The organism is Desulfitobacterium sp. (genome assembly GCF_035539115.1).
Classification (GTDB): Bacteria; Bacillota; Desulfitobacteriia; order Desulfitobacteriales; family Desulfitobacteriaceae; genus Desulfitobacterium_A.
In genome coordinates, this window is sequence record NZ_DATLJA010000043.1 from 1 (window position 1) to 16,090 (window position 16,090).

The following is a 16,090-nucleotide window of genomic DNA, read 5'->3' on the forward strand; positions in this document are numbered from 1 at the left end:
ATTAAACTGGCAAACAGACGTACTTAAATTCTGACGTTTTAGTTGGCTTTAAAACCCTCGTGGGATGTGACTTAGATAAGAACTAGAGATATTGACAAAAACCTCCTCAAAAAAGGATATAAACGTCCCATGGTCCAAAAATGTTCAAGCGGTAATGAACTATGCAGAAGAGAAGGGCTGGTACTACATTTTTAAATTGCCGAAAAAGGCGACGGTGAAAAAAGCGATTGCCTATCTCCAGCAGCATTCCGGCTTTTGGGAAACCCTTGCGGAAAAAGAAGAGGAAATACGTTTTGCTACCGAAGATGACCGCTGGGCAGCTGCAGACATTCCTATTCTGCTGAACAACTGGACAAAGGCCAGGCGTTGTGTTATTTACCGGGAATCGCATGAAACAGAGCATTCACCGGATGGACAACTGGCTATGATGCTCACCACCTACTCATATCAGGCTATCGTCACCAACACGGAAGAGAAGCCATTACCGCTTTTTCGCTCTTACAACCAACGTGCCAATATTGAAAATCGTATTGATGAAATTAAGGAAGGGTATGCCATCGAACAGAACAGCCTACATTCGATGATGACGAACCTGCTATTTAGCTGGATTAAGGTAATAGCTTATAACGTGGTGGTCTGGTTTAAACAAGCATTCCTTCCGGAATCACTACAACGATGCGAGGTGAAAACCATCCGTCGGGTGGTACTAAAAGTTCCCGGAAATGTTGTTGGTTCAGGCCGCTACCAGCATATTCGGTTGGCCCCTTCTCCATTGCTGGAAGCTATTGTTACGGTGATACAGCAACGAGCTAGAGAATTTGCTAAGCGAATAACCCCGAAAATTCCAGAGGCTGCTTAATCACGATCAACCAATTTGAGGGTTCAATTATCCTCTAATACAGAGGCTTATTAAAGTTACCCAAAAAGAAGGAGGTCGGAATGGTATTTTGAAACATAGTGCAGTTTGAGAGGAAGGTTCAGGTACATAAACCCATTTATTGGCATTAATCAAGTTATCCACAGGCACTAAGTTATCCACATTCCGAATTCATGTTTAATAATCTCGTAATCTGTTCGAAAACCAAAAGTCTCATGCAGCGCATCTGTAAAATTAGTTCTTGTGTAAGTCGGTATATATCCCTCGTTCTTGATCTCATAGAAATTCATTTCTCTCAATCCATTGATGACTTCATTGCATGTAAACTTATTTCCTAGTTTCTTTTCCAATAATCGATAAATGATGAGGGAGATAAAGCAGGTAGTAAAATGTGCTTTAATTCTATCTTCGCGACTTAAGTACACAGGGCGGGCTTTAAACTCGCTTTTCATGATCCGGAAACATTCTTCAATCTCCCAGCGCCGCTGGTTAATTCGGATGATTTCCTGAGCACTACCTTCGAGGTTCGTGCAAACGGCATAAAATCCGTCATAGGCTTCTTCGGCAACGATGGTTTCGTTATTTAAGGCATAGAGTTCATTGTCGGCTATTTCGCCATCAGACGTACAGCTGGTTTTCTTGATAAAACGTTTATAGTCGTTCTGATTGCTTTTTGAAATTTTAGTCGGATTCGAATCAAGTAATTTCTGAGCACGTTCGATTTGTGAATTGCGAATTTGACGTTGATAGTTTTTATACTTGATGGAGTAAGTGACAATAAGTTTTTGTTCTAGGCCGTTTTCTTTAATCCAGCGTTCTTTGAAGAAGCATTTGTCTTTATAGGTTTCCTCGTCAAGCTGGGCGATATCATAAGTTTTATCATGATCTGCAAGATGCCAGTCTTTTGAATCAAGAGACCATTCTTTTAAATGCTTTTTTAGTTTTTTAATCGATTGGGTCGTGATAAATGCGCGTTCGCCTTCGTTGTTGAACCTTCTGTTCTTTTCAGAAGCCAGTCCGGCATCTGTACAGACAACAAATTTGGAAAGTTTGAAATCGGAAAGTATTTTTTGCTCTAAGGGTTTAAGCGTAATCTGTTCATTCGTGTTGCCGCTGTTGAGATTAAAAGCAAGAGGAATACCGTCTCCATCCATGAACAGACCCATTTGGATGATAGGGTTCGGCCGGTGTTCTTTTGAAGCGCCATACTGTTTAAGGCCTTCTTCTTGCTCGATTTCAAAGAAATAATTGGTACAGTCATAATAGAGAATACCCGTGTTTCTCTTTGAAATTTTGAGGCTGTTGCTATAAAGAGAAGACTGAATGAAGTCCATTTCTTTGGAAATGACTTCAAGTGCTCTGTAGACATGCTGCAATTCAAAGCCAGTTTGTTCAATGAACTTTGAGGAATGCTGGTAGGTAGCAAGTTTAGAAGAAGGAAAAAGGATCCGTCCGTAAAGGAGCCGTGACAGTATAGCATTCAGATCAAAAGAGAACTTATACTTTTTTGATATCTCAGCGGAAACCTTATGAAGATTGAGTTCGTGATAGATCTGCTGGAGAAAAAGATAACCACCGTTGAAGAAGTGTTGTTGATCTTTGGAGATTAATTTAGATGGCGAGTATTTAACAATGACTTCTCGCGATTGCTCTTTCTCTTTTTTGTTAAGGTCTTCTATGTATGATTTAGCCCATTCAATAGGGTCTTGCCCATTTAGTTTTTGCTGTAATTCAGCAAGCGTCCCTAACTTTTCAACAACTTTTGTGGAACGCTTACCGTTCTCGTAAACAGATTGTATGACATAAAGCGAAGTAGCATTTTTAGACTTGGATATACTAAGTCTCATAGCAGCAAACTCCTCCAATCCCTTATATTATAACACATTACGCAATATTACGCACTAATTATTGGAGAGAATTTGACATTTTTCCAATAAAAAAAGCCCTGTTTTCAAGGCTTGTAGAGGTTTCTATATTAAAGCAAGTGTCAAAGACCCGTGCTTTAACTGTTTTTCGTTGCATTGTTGCACCTCCAAATTGTTGGTTGTACGTACGTACGAACTTTAACATAATATTTTGCCTTTGTCAAGAATTGCATAGAATGTATGGCGCTGATCGGAAAATTGCAATGAATGATTGACAAACAGCAATTAGCGAATTATAATAAAAAAAAATACTGATACGGGGTATATGTAGTAATTTAATGCAACAGTAAGCATATGATATATTTTCATTTCAAATGCGATTGTAAGCATTTGCGAAAAACAAAACTTTTATAATAAATAAAAAATCACTGGAAAATTAATGATAAATTTTACTGTAAAAATCGAAAATATTTTCTATAAAAACAGAAAAACAACCGATTAGTTTTTATCTATTATATTTAATATGCTTATTTCAAAATCTGATGCGAAAGGTGGTGAGAAGTCTCCAAAAACCAAGAAAAACATGTTGAAAAGATTCACAAAACCAAACTAAAAAGGAGAGAAGATAAAATGGAACAACCAAAATTAACTGTTATCCTTGTTTCCGGAGAAATGGAAAAATTACATGCAGGTTGCTTGGTGAGTTCGGTAGCTGCCGTGTCCGGCATGGAAGTGAACATTTTTGTAACAATGGATGCACTTAAAGCTTTCCGCAAAGATGTAATTGAATCCAAAAACTTTAAAACCGGCGAAATTGGACAAGAGATGCTCAACAAGAACATTGAACTTTATTATCAGTTGTTAGAAAATGCAAAAGATATGGGCACCTGTAATGTATACGGTTGTGCTATGGCAATGGACTTAATGGAATGGAAGAAAGAAGATTTAGTAGATCTGTTTGATGATATTATCGGTGTTACTGCTTTCCTTGGCAAAGCTGCAGGCAGTCAAATCGTTGTAATGTAAAAAGGAGGGTAATAATATGTCTGAAGTACAAATTACAAAAACTATTGATGCTCGTGGTGCATTTTGCCCAGGACCATTGATGGAGTTAGTAAAAACAATTAAAAGAGGTAATGTCGGCGAAGTATACGAATTGTTATCCAGTGACAGTGGTTCGGCTAAAGATGTTCCGGAATGGGTTAACAAGATGGGGCATGCGCTTGTTGACAGTAAGCAAGACGGGGATTTTTGGCGTATAACTGTTAAAAAAATGAAGTAATTTATTTTCGTACAGGGGGGAAACCTGATTGATGGCCAAACGAATTATCGTTTTAGGGAGTGGCGTGGCTGGTAGCATGGTGGCCAATCGCTTGGCAAAATCCATGCAAAAGGAAATATATAGTGGCGAAGTAGAAGTATTGGTTATTGGTAACAAAAAACAACACGTTTATCAACCTGGTTTTTTGTTTATGTCCTTTAATGAAGGCACATTAGAACAATTTTCCAGGGAACAAAAACATCTTTTACATCCAAAGGTTAAGTTCATACTTGAAGAAGCAACAAAAATTGATACAGCCAACAACACTGTTACTACCACTAAGCAGTCCTATAATTATGATTTTCTGGTGATTGCAACGGGGTCGTTTCCGGACTTTAATTCAGTTCCCGGGCTGGCTGAGGGTTCACATAATTTCTATACGCCTGAAGGTGCTGCGAAGTTACGTGATGAACTCTTCAAATTTAAAGGTGGTACAATCTTAATGACCATTGACGTTCCGCACAAGTGCCCTGTTGCTCCGCTTGAATGGATTTTTATGGCAGATGAACTGTTCAGAGATTTAGGAATTCGCGATAAGGTAACACTTAAATATACTTATCCTATTGGTCGTATTCATTCTCTGGAACCTGTGGCCGAATGGGCAGAGGCTGAATTTGAAAAACGCGGCATCGAGTCTGAAGTTTTCTTTAATCTTGAAGAAGTTGATCCAAACAAAAATTTGGCATACAACATGGATGGAACCGGGCATCCTTATGATTTGCTTATTTCCATACCGGCGCATGTCGGAGCAAAAGTGGTTAGGGATTCCGGTGTTGGAGATGAAGACGGATTTATTCCCACTGATCGTTACAGCTTAAAAATGGTTGGTCAAGACAATGTTTATGTTCTGGGTGATGCAACTAATCTTCCAGTAAGCAAAGCGGGTTCTACTGCACATTATCAGGTGGATGTCGTTGTTAGAAATATTATTAGCCAGATGAAAGGATTCCCTGCTTCTCATCGTTACAGCGGTAAAGCGTTTTGCTTTATTGAATCAGGTTTGAATGAGGCAACCTACATTTGGTTTGATTATAAGACACCGCCCCAACCTATGCCATCTTCTGAAATGTTGCACTGGTTTAAGCTTTCTTACAATGAACTGTACTGGTTATCCGCTCGGGGGATATTGTAAAGGGGGTGGTGAACCATGTCTCAACCCGCACAAAATGTTGCATACTCCGTTCAAAATGAATCTGAAGCAGCGGGAAAAACCGGTCAGCTGTTAGGCCTTATCAATGCCGGCATTGATTCAATGGATGCTTCGGTAGTGCAAAACCTGGTCAGTACCCTGGTTCAAATCGGTGAAGTTGCCGATGAATTAAATACGCCGGAAATGATTGATCTTTTGCGAGAGGTTCAAAAGGGCGGTAAAAACCTCCAGTCTTTGATTGCTGAAGTAAATAAACTGCAGGAATCAGGCGCTTTTGATGTTTTATTTGAATTAGTAGGAATGGTGAAATCTGTAAAAGATTCTTCTACCGCAGGTGTTGTTACTGATATTCTGAAACAGGTCGTGGAATTGGTTTCGATGCTGGATCAAGTACTGGCTTTAGGTGGCGGCGAGCTTTTACTGGGTATGATGAATTCTTTGAATGAAGCCATAGAAGAAAACAAAGACAAACAACCCAAAAGTATGTTTGCTATCATACGGCAGTTGAATTCAGATCCTGATATCAAGAAGAGTATGAATGTGCTGGTTTCATTCCTGAAAAAGTTTTCAAATCATTTGAGTCTGGAAAAGTAATGGATGCGCTTAGCGGAACGGGATCCGGGTTGTCAATAGGTTATTAATATTGCGCTCAGTTAGAGTGTACCACCTTTAAGTCTTATGGTGTGCGGGTTGGTAGTGAGCTCAGGGGGAAAACCGTTGCACGATTCTTTCCCCTGAACAATCCGATGGAAAAAGAACCGAATTTCCTGGGTATTTATCATTGTTTGAAGAAGAATACGGTAGGAATGAACAAACCGGTGCAGGTAGAGCGATCTTCTGCACCGGTTTGTTGTTATAAATCCTTAAACGGAATGGTGCGGAACCTCTGTGACTTCTTCTAATGGAGTGTAACCAAGGTTGAGCGCTTCGGCAACGGCTTTATAGGTCAGTTTACCGTGAATAACATTAACCCCGCGCGCGAGCCCAAGATCCGTTCTGATTGCTTCAGCGTAGCCCAAGTTGGCAATCTTAAGTCCATACGGCAACGTGGCATTCGTCAAGGCAAACGTTGATGTACGGGCTACGGCCCCGGGTATATTGGCCACACTATAGTGTACCACGCCATACTTCTCATAGGTTGGTTCAGCATGAGTGGTTACACGATCAACAGTTTCGATGCTGCCCCCTTGGTCAATCGCAACGTCAACGATCACAGAGCCCGGTTTCATCGCCTTAACCATTTCATCAGTAACAAGCTTGGGAGCTTTAGCACCGGGAATTAGAACTGCTCCCACCAGCAAATCGGCTTCAACCACAGCCTGCTTAATGTTGTAACTATTGGACATTAATGTTTTAATCCGGGAGCCAAAAATGTCGTCTAAATAGGGCTTGCTAACCGAATCCCTTTTTTCATTCGATCAAGCAAATAACCCAATATCTGTAACGAGAAAATACCTCTTCAAAAATTGGACAAAAAGAACCCTGAGCTTACGCTCCAAGTTCATGACAAAGAATTGCATGCTAATCATGCACTCTGCCGTTTCCTTTAATTTAGCGTAAATGCGATCAAGCCCATATTTCCTTTTACCTTCGCCGAACTTGCCTTCAACGGCATTGCGCATCCTGGCATCCATTCGTTCAAGGGTTTTCTCTACTTTTTTCAGGATATCTCCCGAAGGCCTTCCCAGTTTGGGACCGCTGAGCCGGATGTTGTGTTTTTTGCAATATGCCAGATTATCGCGGTTACGGTATATCCGGTCGGCCAGTACGGCCTCGGGATAGCATCCATTGCGGGCCTTGTAGCGCTCTACGCTATCTATCAGCGTTTCTGCTTCATTAAACGCGTCCCAAGACAATTTTTCTATGCGGCAGAATCCTTTCTCGATGCTTATGGCTACTTTGGCTCCGAATTCTACTTTGGCACTGGCTTTGCCGCGTACAATCGGCCGGACATGATCCTGATAGAGATTGACTATTCGATCCGGGATCTGATGTCGTTTCGTCTTGTACATCATTTCCTGCTACTCAATCACGGTTCGAATCGTTTCCAATAACTTGACTTGTCTACGGCTTAAGGCTCCAAGTCCTGAGGGATTTTCAACAAGGCAATGCGCTCGTTAATTTGAGCCATGCGTTCTTTTTTAAAGCGTTTTCGGAATTTCACCAAGGCGACCGGAGTAAAAGGCCGAGTCAATTGAAACTCTTTGAGGCCGATGAACCATTGGAGGTAAGGATTTTCCGTGATCTGCTGTACCGTTTCACGGTCAGTATAGCCACAGCGGGTTTGGATGATTAACGTACCGAGCGCCATGCGGACAGGTTTGGCGATATTGCCACGGTCACTCGGAAACATGTGGGCATATTCCTTTTCATATTCATCCCAGGGGATTGTATTAGCTAGTTGAACCCAACGATTTTCAGGATCCAGTTTTCCCGAAAAAGGCAGGATAAAATCATCGATGGTTAGCTGTGGGCTCGGTTTACGGTACATCGTTTAACCTCCAAGTGCACGGTTTTTTAACCTAAATTCATATTTCCATGCACTAAAGATTCGACGAAAATGCTCGAAAACCCTTGTAGAATCAGGTTTTCCCCGGATTTTTAGCCCCCTTTAGCAAACCCTAATTAAGAGCGTCAATTACCTCGCTCAATAGCTTAAGTTGACCGTTACTTAACGTCCACACTGATTCGGCATTGGCTACAGAGTTCGCATTAGCACCGACGGAAATCCTCTGCATGCCATATAACTCGTAGATTCCGTCCTTGTTAACATCCTCTGGTTCTAAAATTCCGAAGCCATCAACTAGTACCATTGGATCCTTTAATAATTCACCTTTTTCATTGTAAATACCAAGCCTTTCGTAGTCCGCCAATCCTTTATGAATGTCAATTGTCGCTATGTACCCGGTGTTTTTATCCGTAACTTTCAAAACTAACCCCGGAAGGCATTGGGTCTCAAGCAACAGTCCCTGATTTAACTCTTTCTGGGGGATGATGGACCTCACTTGGTCATTTTCATCGGTCAGAAGACCGTACTGATACACGCCACCACTCCCTCCGGTGGCAAATGAAACCAAGATGTCATTTCCATCACCGTTAATGTCAACCCGTCTGCTGTCGCAAACAAACGTGTTATCTTCCACAGGCAGACCTTCCGGGGCAAACTTCATCCCTGGCAGAAAGGCTGGCGACGGTTGTTTATCCGTCACTGTAGAAATTTGTGTCTTTCCGGCGGGTTCCGCATTATCAACCTGCCCTGGTTTGTCTATATTATTCCGGACAATATCCGTTTGAGCAGAATCACTCTCTCTTACAGCGGTAACTATACCGGCAGTTCCTAGGAAGATAGCGGCAACTCCCCCGATTATAACCGCCCATGTTCAACGTTTGTTCATCTGCCATCCCTCCATTTCTGCATCAGTAAACGCTATCGTTCCGGATGATCTACGTTAATGTGCCAGCAAATCCACCTGAGTCCAGGTTTGACCGCCATCGCCGGTATGGTAATAGTTCTCGTGATCATCCACCAACCACCCGTGTTCGGCGTCCGCAAAGACAACGCCTGCCGGGTTGATATTCTCCAGGTCATGCAGTGTCCACGCTTGACCGCCGTTGGAAGTAGACAACAATACCGGCGGCGAGTCTAACGTCCTTTTTGCGATCGCCCACACCGTATCTCCGGAAACCATGTCAAAACCCACGGCCAAATAGTCCAGGGGAACCATGCGCCAGGTCTGCCCAGCGTCAGTGGTGGCGTAGAAATGATGGTCCATCGTCTTCCAGCCAACATTAGAATTGATAAACTGGAAATTCGCGGAGTCTGAGTCCTTGTCATCAACCACTTGGAGCGTTCTTCCCCCGTCATGGGTCACAAAAAGATGGCCCCAACCGCTGCCAACGAATCCGGTGTTATCATCCACAAAGGATAGCCAGGCGTAAAGGTTTTTCTGTTCTTTACTCCTATTGACTGTCTGCCAGGTGAGCCCGCCGTCCGTTGTCCGGTAGATAGTCCGTTGAATGTCCGTACCACTAAAACTCTCCGTTATGACCCAGCCGTGTTGCTGGTCTGGAAAGCTGAGATCAATAATACGTCCGCCACCTGGAACGGACCCTATATGAAGCCACATATGCCCCCCATCTGTTGTTCGAAGAATAGCCCCCGGTTCGACAAGCGTGCCTGCGGAAACCCCATCATAAGAGTTGAAAAACCGGGTTAGAGTGAACAAAGACGGCCACACTCCGGGATAGATTTGTTTCCAGGTGCTGCCTCCGTCCTGAGTAGTCAGTAAGGCATTGCGGTAAACAGCATAACCGCGTTTGGAATCCAGAAAATGCAGTTCTCTCAGGGGAGCGTCCCTATAATCTCCTAAGCCTTTCCACGTATGACCACCGTCCATCGTGATATAGGTGAACCCCCTAGTTTCCGCTAACCAGCCCACTTTAGCATTCAAAAAGTCCAAGCCCGCAATATACCCACTTCCGGGCAGTCCGTTTTTGGGCTCGGAAGCATAAAATCCGATCGTGGTAACTTCTGTCCAATGTCGTCCCCCATCCATAGTCCGGTACAGGGATTTTCCCTGGGCACCTGTTCCGGGTTGAGTACCCATAAGCAGAAAGCCCTGTGCGGGCGAAATGAAACTGAAGTAACAGGAACCTTCAAATTCATTTTTCGCTATCTGTGCGGGCACGTCCAGGCGTGACCAAGTCCTGCCACCATCCGTAGTGGACCAGAAAACCACGACTGAGGGAATTGTGCCGCTCCCTGGATTGTTTGGATCAGGAATAAAAGCCCCTTCTCCCGTCCCCATAAGCCATCCGTGTTCTTCATCCACAAACTGCGCCTGCTCCAACCTGATTCCGGAAACGGCGGGAATACTTGCATCGCGCCAGGTGCTTCCCCCGTCTTCTGTGATCTTGAGACTGTTTCCGGTAAAAAGGCTCCCGCTTTCCGAGTTGGTAAACAGCCAACCGTAGTTTGTTGAAACGAAACCAATATCCCAGACCGTACTGTCCACGGATGACACTTTGCTCCAAGTATTGCCCCCATCGTTGGTTGCCAAAATCGTGTGACCGGCAACAACCCAGCCGTGTGCAGGATCTACAAAGGTCTCGGAACCAATAGAATCAGTTGCCTGCGGATCGAGTTTAACGATAGCTCTCACTGTATTCACATTGCCAGTTGTACCAGTCGCCGAAAAACGGGCAGTGGAAGGTGGAGAAGCAGGGGGTTTGTTCTGAAGTCCGTGCCCCGAGAAGAAGCCAAACACCAGTAGTCCCATTACTACTAGCGCCAATTTGATTCTTTTTCCGGCCATAAATATTCATACTCCTCATTTACAGATACCCAAAGTAATAATGCCATACTTGAAACGCATTACGGTTTCTCCTTTCCGATAGACTATACCTTTGCGGCTATGATGTTAGATTTACTTCAACCCAATTATGACCGCTATCAATAGTCTTATATAATTTCCAAGTATCTTTAGACGATTTATCGCTTGCAGGAACAAATATCGTTACAAAACCGACACTTGGGCTGATTAAGGTCAAATTATCAATTCCTGAAAACTCTATATTAGGAGTGATCTTACTCCAATGCTTTCCACTATCTATTGTTGCTTGGATTCCATTTCCATCAATGACCCAACCATCTTCTAAACTCGCAAAGTCCGAAGCGAATGGGCCTGAAACAGTTAAGGGCATAGATGGGTTCCAACTCTTCCCTCCATCTAGCGTACTATAAAAGGCCACTTTCGTTTGATTGTCACCCTCCCCGTGATAAGTCACACTAAAAATACCTTCGCTGTTTGAGAAAAACTTGGGCGGAGATGTGTTGGGATAAGCATTAAGCTTTTTTATCTTTGGGGGTTGAGGAATATTTTGTGGTTTCCAGGTCTGACCCTCATCATTTGTTTCATAAAACCATATAGCATCAGACCAGCCGATTCCTCCAGTTGACCAACCATTTTGGGAATCAATAAAACTAATTCCGGATTTGTGACCGGCAAACGGCAGTGATCCTGGAGTTTGGTGATTGGATTCAGTTTTGCTGATTTCCGACCAATTTTTCCCGCCATCTTCTGTAACATATAATTCAACATCAGAGCTTCCCAAGGAACCACCTTGCGTATTGGCAAACAGCCAGCCATGTTTTTCGTTAATGAAGTCTAATGAAATAATCCCTGATACATTGCTTAAACGAGTGACATCCCAGTTGCATCCCCCATCGTCTGTATGAAGTACAATTGTATAAGGTTCGTCAAGTGAGCCAACAGCGATCCAACCAGTGTTGGGAGTGATGAAATCTATAACCACGCCATTTAGAAATCCTCCAAACGATAATTTAAGAGTAGTTATTTGGCTCCAAGTTTTTCCACCGTCAAAAGTACGTAGAAGCCCATTTGAAAAAATCTCAAAACCCAAATTCTCATTTATCATTTTGACGTATTTGATACCGTTTTCATTTTTATAATCCTTATTGGACTCCTGTAAGGCTTAGTTTGTGCTGCTGCGGGAGTTTTTTGAATTGAATTACTTGACTTAGTAAACATAAGGGCAAAAGCAAAAAAAATTATAGCTATAGTTGAAAATCCTAAACCAACCACAAATTTTTTTCTCACAGCTTATCTCCTTACTTTCGCCCCAAATAGGTTCACATCGTTAGTCAGGTTGATATCGACGTGTATGGATTTTTGGTACATGAGAATTACAACTATAGCTACCGTAAATACTCCATGCTCCGAAGGATTTTTATGGCATCATTTGGGTTATCCCGCCAGTCTAGCTGATACCACTCAGAATCATTCACCTTCCAAAAGATTTCTGTTGTTGGGTGGTTTGCGCCAAGATAAAGGAAATATAATTTCCCGGGGGAATCCGAAAGAGCCAGTCCGTTTACTCCAATGGTTTTGATGATCTCGGAGGCATAATTTCTGGCACTATCCTCTTTATTGTCCATTCGAGCCACAACAAAGTAACTCCACTGGCCTTTTTCCCATGAGATTAACCTTTCAAAATCACGGTCCTCAATGTATTCCTTACTTTCAATTCCATTAGGAAGGTTTTGCTTTCATTGATAATCTGCTCTACTATCGGTGGTCCTTGATGGTTCTCAATGTTACCGGAAAGTGTACCGGCATATATACCACCTTTAGCTCCTGGTTGCCCCTCGTCGATTTCTATCCCAAACTTATTTTTACTTACGTCGAGATTATCAAGATTAAGAAGCCACTCCATTCTCTGGTCAGGAGTTGGAGGAAGATAAGCGGGCAGATAAACTGGGAAATTACTGGTTTCTAACAACGTTTTAGCAATAGGTCTAAATGGTGCGGCAATTTTGGCAAGTGATAAAATTGTTAGTTTTGCTGAGCTATTTTTGACTTGGTCCGATTTATTACCTGAACAACCAGCAGCGCCAATGACCGAAAATATGATTATTGGAAATAACCATTTCCATTTATTGAATTTACCCATGGCGATCGGAAAACCTCTTTCACACTTGTTAAATATGTATTTAAATGACGTCCGCTTTACTTCCAACTCTGACCGCCATCGTTTGTCCTCAGTAGGAGATTATCCGAGTTGCCGTTCCGGCTAAATAGCAACAGCCAGCCTTGCTGCGAGTTGATGAAATCTACCTGGCCGACGAAACGGCCGGACAGCGCCGTTTGCAGCGTAGAATCAATGTGTAGAGGCTGCCAGGTGCGACCGCCGTCTTTCGTAAAGTAGACCTGGTCATTGGTGATTTGCCAACCAAACATGGCATCTTCGAACACTGGGAAAAATCCTTCTTTGATGGGCGTGGTGCCTCGAACAGACCATGTCTGGCCGCCATCCTGGCTGGCATAGAGGACCGCATTGTTCTGGAAAATTACGGTGACAAGGCCGTTTTCGCCGAAAAACTCAGGCTTCGAGACGGAATCCGTCTCTTTCTCATTGGCTGCTGACAGGGGCAGCTTAACCTGGGACCAGGTTTTGCCGCTATCCGTACTTTTATAGAGCCAGACGAAACCGGGACCACCCAGACTTCCCGCCGCCCTTTGCCCGCCGCTAAGCCAGAGAGTGCCATCCTTTTGGGCCGTTAACTGACCGCCAAACGGGAGGCTTCCATTTTGATCAGTAGCAGCCATACGCTGCCACGTTTTCCCACCGTCATCGGTAGCGAACATTTCACCGCCAAGCTGGCCCATGCCAGCGGTCATGTCTTCGAACCAACCGTGCCAAGCATCGGCGAAAGCGATTAAAATGTTGCCGTCGCCGTATTTGACGGGGACAATTGCCAATTGGGACCATGTTTGACCGCCATCTTTGGTGCCGTAAATAGTTACGCTTTTTTCCGTCTGCAACTCAAAAGCCCAGCCGTTTTGCACATCAACAAAATAACCCGTGTCGATTGGCACAGGATTGTCTCCATGTATCCGGGGAGTCACGCCGATCAGCAATTGTCAAACTTTTCTGCGCCCAGACCATACGCCCCCCGCCGCTAACCATGAGCAGCTGACCTTGGGGTGAAACAGAAAGCCAGTCCCGATACGCCAACCCTGTGGTTAGGAGTTTGGCCTGCGCATCACCAAACCGGAGACTCATCAGGCCCAACCCGTCAGCCGCTAGGGAAGCAGAATGAAGTGGATCTACCCAATATAATAGTCCTTTGCCATTTGGCCACCAGGCGGCAATCTCAATTCCGGCCCCAGGGGCCGTTGTCTCCTTAACCGCCTGACCGGTACTTAAAGTCAGTGTGTATAGAGCTTCACTACGGCTTTCCGGTTTATTTTTATCATAAGGGAGCATAACGCTGTAAGCGATGGATTTGCCGTCCGGCGACCAATAAGGGGAGGAAACTGAACCCTTCACCTCAAGCTGCGGTGTCCCATCCACCGGTACCAGCCATAAACCATCCGTTCCACTTGCCGCTAAAACATCAGACGTAGGCGACCAGGAAAAACTTTGTCCCTGAACTTGGTGGGCTTGTTCTCCGTCCCGGCGGACAAGCCAATTTTGGCCGCTATTGCCAGTCGGACTGTTCGTGGAAATAAACGCAATCCATTCGCCATCATGTGACCAGGCCGGATGTTGGGCCTTGCCTGAGTTCGTAAGTTGCCTCACTTCGCCGGTTTTCCCGTCGAGGACGTATAACAAACCCTGCCAAACAAAAGCCAAGTCACCCCTATTCTTAAATGCTGCCGTATTTAGGTCCATAGAACTCAGCAAAGCAGATTTTTCTTGAGATTCATTAGTATTAGTTGTCGAACTGCTGTTGGGAGGGTCTGTTGACGTTCGAGACTCACTTACATTTTGTGATGGTTGGACAACAGAAACCGAACCGGCGGCGAAATTACCTGTGGATATTTGAGCGATATTTTTAGTTGAACCGCATCCACTCAAAACTAACAATAAGCTGGTTGTTACCAAACAAGTCAAGAACTTTCTCAATCTTTTCACTTCCTTGTTCTCTGCACCAAGTCTTTGCGCCATCCTGGATTTAATAATCAGTGGTCTGATGAGACAAACCAAACTGAGAATCCTTTTCGCTGAATACCATTCACTATTCCCCATGTTTTTACAATATACCTTTTTTCAAAATACATATTTACAAAATACCGAAGAAATAGTTACAAAATGCTTAATTCTTAGTAGCAATCCTTACATCACATAAACTTAAGGACCCTGACACTGCCGTCTCCCCCAAATTGGCAGGGTCTATTTCAATTTTGGGAGTGAGCGCATAATAGCTGGAGCTAAGAACTTCGGTTTTAATCAACTTGCCGTTTAAGAGAACTGTCCTGGTCGTGGTGACCTTATACCCTTGCACTCCCTCCTGTTTCACCCATTCCTGGCCAGGGGGAAAGGGAATTATCCGTAACCCTCTGTTCGTATTATAGGTGGAGGAACTGAGTTCATTTTACCTTCCCCCCTGATAGAGTGTTCGAATCACGAACCCGCTTCAACCAAAGAGTACACTTTATCAACAGAAAAACGTCCTCCTATGTCAAATTTACTTGGAGGACGTATTGTTAACCTCTATTGAATTAATTTGCGGTCAGCAGTTTCAGGTGGCCTTTCTAGCCAGTTATGTTCAATCATTATGTCAGTCCCATCTTTGGCGAATCCTAGAAGCTCAGCTATAAGACGACTAAATGTTGCTATAACATCTTTTCTCGCACTATTTGTTAAAGCAAAACCGTAACCTAAAATTGTATAGGCTAATACTACTGTATAGTGAAAGAGGATTAACCTATCACTAAATGGGGATTGTTTTGAAGTAGTTACTTCATAGTCAAAAGTTTTCGGTGTGGGTAAATCCTCTCCTTCGAGAATGTCGCCAAGAACTTCAATTTGCAATAAACCTTTTGCTAACAGTACATCGCTAGCTCTTTGGTGGATATCCCGTGACGTATTTATGCATTCAGAGAAAAAATCACGGATGTCTGTACGGGTTGCTAAGCTATAAGCTTGACAATAATGCTGCAAAACGTATTCATTCATAAGTCTTGTATAAGTTAATTGAAAAGAGTCAGCGTATAATTCTTCGGCATTAATATCCACATCTTTCTCGCCGAAAGCCTCAGGAATGGGATAATTTACCTTCTTTCCAATGAGTGATTCTATAGGATTCATCGGGCAAAAGCCTTAGCTTATAAATGCTACTCTGGGTATGTATTTCTAAATAGTTCGATACTTGAATAATGTTCGTAATTCGGCTGAGGTTAGTCCTCTTACCTAGTCCATCTTCAAAATACAAAAGTTTCCCCTTGGAGCCAACTTCAATGTCTTGAAGCCAAACTATTCTTCCCCATCTATGAAGAGACGCAGGTACTTCAGGCAAAACGATGTCGTAAACACCCTCAATAATAGCAACATCGTTGTTCATATATACC

The 16,090-nt window shown here is 43.4% G+C and carries 17 protein-coding genes and 3 pseudogenes; 5 read left to right on the forward strand and 15 right to left on the reverse strand.

Translation table 11 applies throughout. The features are described from left to right. Positions 1–145: 145 nt before the first annotated feature. Positions 146–859: pseudogene (locus tag VM640_RS08045) on the forward strand (transposase); the annotation flags it as partial. Between the two features lie 167 nt (positions 860–1,026). On the opposite strand, the gene VM640_RS08050 reads toward VM640_RS08045, so the two are convergent. Next, complete coding sequence (locus tag VM640_RS08050; RefSeq protein ID WP_325391067.1) at positions 1,027–2,724, reverse strand: IS1634 family transposase; 1,698 nt, start codon at positions 2,722–2,724, stop codon at positions 1,027–1,029. A gap of 648 nt (positions 2,725–3,372) precedes the next feature. Here VM640_RS08050 and VM640_RS08055 point away from each other — a divergent pair. Genes VM640_RS08055 through VM640_RS08070 form a run of 4 tightly spaced genes read left to right on the forward strand, consistent with a single transcriptional unit; the run spans position 3,373 to position 5,807 of the window. Then, positions 3,373–3,768 (forward strand): DsrE/DsrF/DrsH-like family protein, encoded by a 396-nt coding sequence (locus VM640_RS08055; protein ID WP_325391069.1) that lies wholly within the window; start codon positions 3,373–3,375, stop codon positions 3,766–3,768. 16 nt (positions 3,769–3,784) lie between these two features. Then, complete coding sequence (locus VM640_RS08060; protein ID WP_325391071.1) at positions 3,785–4,024, forward strand: sulfurtransferase TusA family protein; 240 nt, start codon at positions 3,785–3,787, stop codon at positions 4,022–4,024. Positions 4,025–4,055: 31 nt separating this feature from the next. Further along, the gene (locus VM640_RS08065; RefSeq protein ID WP_325391073.1) at positions 4,056–5,195 is read left to right on the forward strand and encodes an NAD(P)/FAD-dependent oxidoreductase; all 1,140 of its coding nucleotides are present in this window, start codon (positions 4,056–4,058) and stop codon (positions 5,193–5,195) included. Positions 5,196–5,210: 15 nt separating this feature from the next. Next, the gene (locus VM640_RS08070) at positions 5,211–5,807 is read left to right on the forward strand and encodes a helical membrane plugin domain-containing protein (RefSeq protein ID WP_325391076.1); all 597 of its coding nucleotides are present in this window, start codon (positions 5,211–5,213) and stop codon (positions 5,805–5,807) included. 269 nt (positions 5,808–6,076) lie between these two features. Here the strand turns inward: VM640_RS08070 and VM640_RS08075 are convergent. The 14 genes and pseudogenes from VM640_RS08075 to VM640_RS08135 all read right to left on the reverse strand — a co-directional run. Next, positions 6,077–6,598, reverse strand: a pseudogene (locus VM640_RS08075) (alanine dehydrogenase); the annotation flags it as partial. 33 nt (positions 6,599–6,631) lie between these two features. After that, positions 6,632–7,704 (reverse strand): annotated as a pseudogene (locus VM640_RS08080) (transposase). Between the two features lie 130 nt (positions 7,705–7,834). After that, complete coding sequence (locus VM640_RS08085; protein WP_325391077.1) at positions 7,835–8,422, reverse strand: hypothetical protein; 588 nt, start codon at positions 8,420–8,422, stop codon at positions 7,835–7,837. Between the two features lie 240 nt (positions 8,423–8,662). Next, complete coding sequence (locus tag VM640_RS08090) at positions 8,663–9,901, reverse strand: WD40/YVTN/BNR-like repeat-containing protein (protein WP_325391079.1); 1,239 nt, start codon at positions 9,899–9,901, stop codon at positions 8,663–8,665. Next, positions 9,886–10,290 carry a hypothetical protein gene (locus VM640_RS08095; protein WP_325391081.1) on the reverse strand — a complete coding sequence of 135 codons (405 nt, stop codon included), beginning with the start codon at positions 10,288–10,290 and terminating at the stop codon, positions 9,886–9,888. The genes VM640_RS08090 and VM640_RS08095 overlap by 16 nt, the downstream gene beginning before the upstream one ends. A gap of 335 nt (positions 10,291–10,625) precedes the next feature. After that, on the reverse strand, positions 10,626–11,651 hold the full coding sequence (locus tag VM640_RS08100; protein WP_325391082.1) for a WD40/YVTN/BNR-like repeat-containing protein: 1,026 nt from the start codon (positions 11,649–11,651) through the stop codon (positions 10,626–10,628). Next, positions 11,648–11,833, reverse strand: coding sequence for a hypothetical protein (locus VM640_RS08105; protein ID WP_325391084.1), 186 nt, complete (start codon positions 11,831–11,833; stop codon positions 11,648–11,650). The genes VM640_RS08100 and VM640_RS08105 overlap by 4 nt, the downstream gene beginning before the upstream one ends. Positions 11,834–11,931: 98 nt before the next feature. Next, a complete protein-coding gene (locus VM640_RS08110; protein ID WP_325391086.1) occupies positions 11,932–12,180 on the reverse strand; it encodes a hypothetical protein in 249 nt (82 codons plus the stop codon). A gap of 35 nt (positions 12,181–12,215) precedes the next feature. Beyond that, positions 12,216–12,686 (reverse strand): hypothetical protein, encoded by a 471-nt coding sequence (locus tag VM640_RS08115; RefSeq protein ID WP_325391088.1) that lies wholly within the window; start codon positions 12,684–12,686, stop codon positions 12,216–12,218. A gap of 56 nt (positions 12,687–12,742) precedes the next feature. Further along, on the reverse strand, positions 12,743–13,612 hold the full coding sequence (locus VM640_RS08120; RefSeq protein WP_325391090.1) for a WD40/YVTN/BNR-like repeat-containing protein: 870 nt from the start codon (positions 13,610–13,612) through the stop codon (positions 12,743–12,745). After that, positions 13,584–14,606 carry a hypothetical protein gene (locus VM640_RS08125; protein ID WP_325391091.1) on the reverse strand — a complete coding sequence of 341 codons (1,023 nt, stop codon included), beginning with the start codon at positions 14,604–14,606 and terminating at the stop codon, positions 13,584–13,586. The genes VM640_RS08120 and VM640_RS08125 overlap by 29 nt, the downstream gene beginning before the upstream one ends. A 229-nt stretch (positions 14,607–14,835) precedes the next feature. Then, entirely contained in the window at positions 14,836–15,069 is a 234-nt protein-coding gene (locus VM640_RS17165) for a G5 domain-containing protein (RefSeq protein ID WP_414647941.1), read from the reverse strand. A 164-nt stretch (positions 15,070–15,233) separates the two neighbouring features. After that, positions 15,234–15,830 carry a DUF3231 family protein gene (locus VM640_RS08130; protein ID WP_325391093.1) on the reverse strand — a complete coding sequence of 199 codons (597 nt, stop codon included), beginning with the start codon at positions 15,828–15,830 and terminating at the stop codon, positions 15,234–15,236. Continuing rightward, on the reverse strand, positions 15,778–16,083 hold the full coding sequence (locus VM640_RS08135; protein WP_325391095.1) for a hypothetical protein: 306 nt from the start codon (positions 16,081–16,083) through the stop codon (positions 15,778–15,780). The genes VM640_RS08130 and VM640_RS08135 overlap by 53 nt, the downstream gene beginning before the upstream one ends. Positions 16,084–16,090 lie beyond the last annotated feature (7 nt).

What these genes read in the sequence shown, in the direction of transcription:
- VM640_RS08050 (WP_325391067.1), bottom strand. Translation starts at nt 2,724, where the DNA reads ATGAGACTTAGTATATCCAAGTCTAAAAATGCTACTTCGCTTTATGTC.
- VM640_RS08055 (WP_325391069.1), top strand. Translation starts at nt 3,373, where the DNA reads ATGGAACAACCAAAATTAACTGTTATCCTTGTTTCCGGAGAAATGGAA.
- VM640_RS08060 (WP_325391071.1), top strand. Translation starts at nt 3,785, where the DNA reads ATGTCTGAAGTACAAATTACAAAAACTATTGATGCTCGTGGTGCATTT.
- VM640_RS08065 (WP_325391073.1), top strand. Translation starts at nt 4,056, where the DNA reads ATGGCCAAACGAATTATCGTTTTAGGGAGTGGCGTGGCTGGTAGCATG.
- VM640_RS08070 (WP_325391076.1), top strand. Translation starts at nt 5,211, where the DNA reads ATGTCTCAACCCGCACAAAATGTTGCATACTCCGTTCAAAATGAATCT.
- VM640_RS08100 (WP_325391082.1), bottom strand. Translation starts at nt 11,651, where the DNA reads ATGATAAATGAGAATTTGGGTTTTGAGATTTTTTCAAATGGGCTTCTA.
- VM640_RS08115 (WP_325391088.1), bottom strand. Translation starts at nt 12,686, where the DNA reads ATGGGTAAATTCAATAAATGGAAATGGTTATTTCCAATAATCATATTT.
- VM640_RS08130 (WP_325391093.1), bottom strand. Translation starts at nt 15,830, where the DNA reads ATGAATCCTATAGAATCACTCATTGGAAAGAAGGTAAATTATCCCATT.
- VM640_RS08135 (WP_325391095.1), bottom strand. Translation starts at nt 16,083, where the DNA reads ATGAACAACGATGTTGCTATTATTGAGGGTGTTTACGACATCGTTTTG.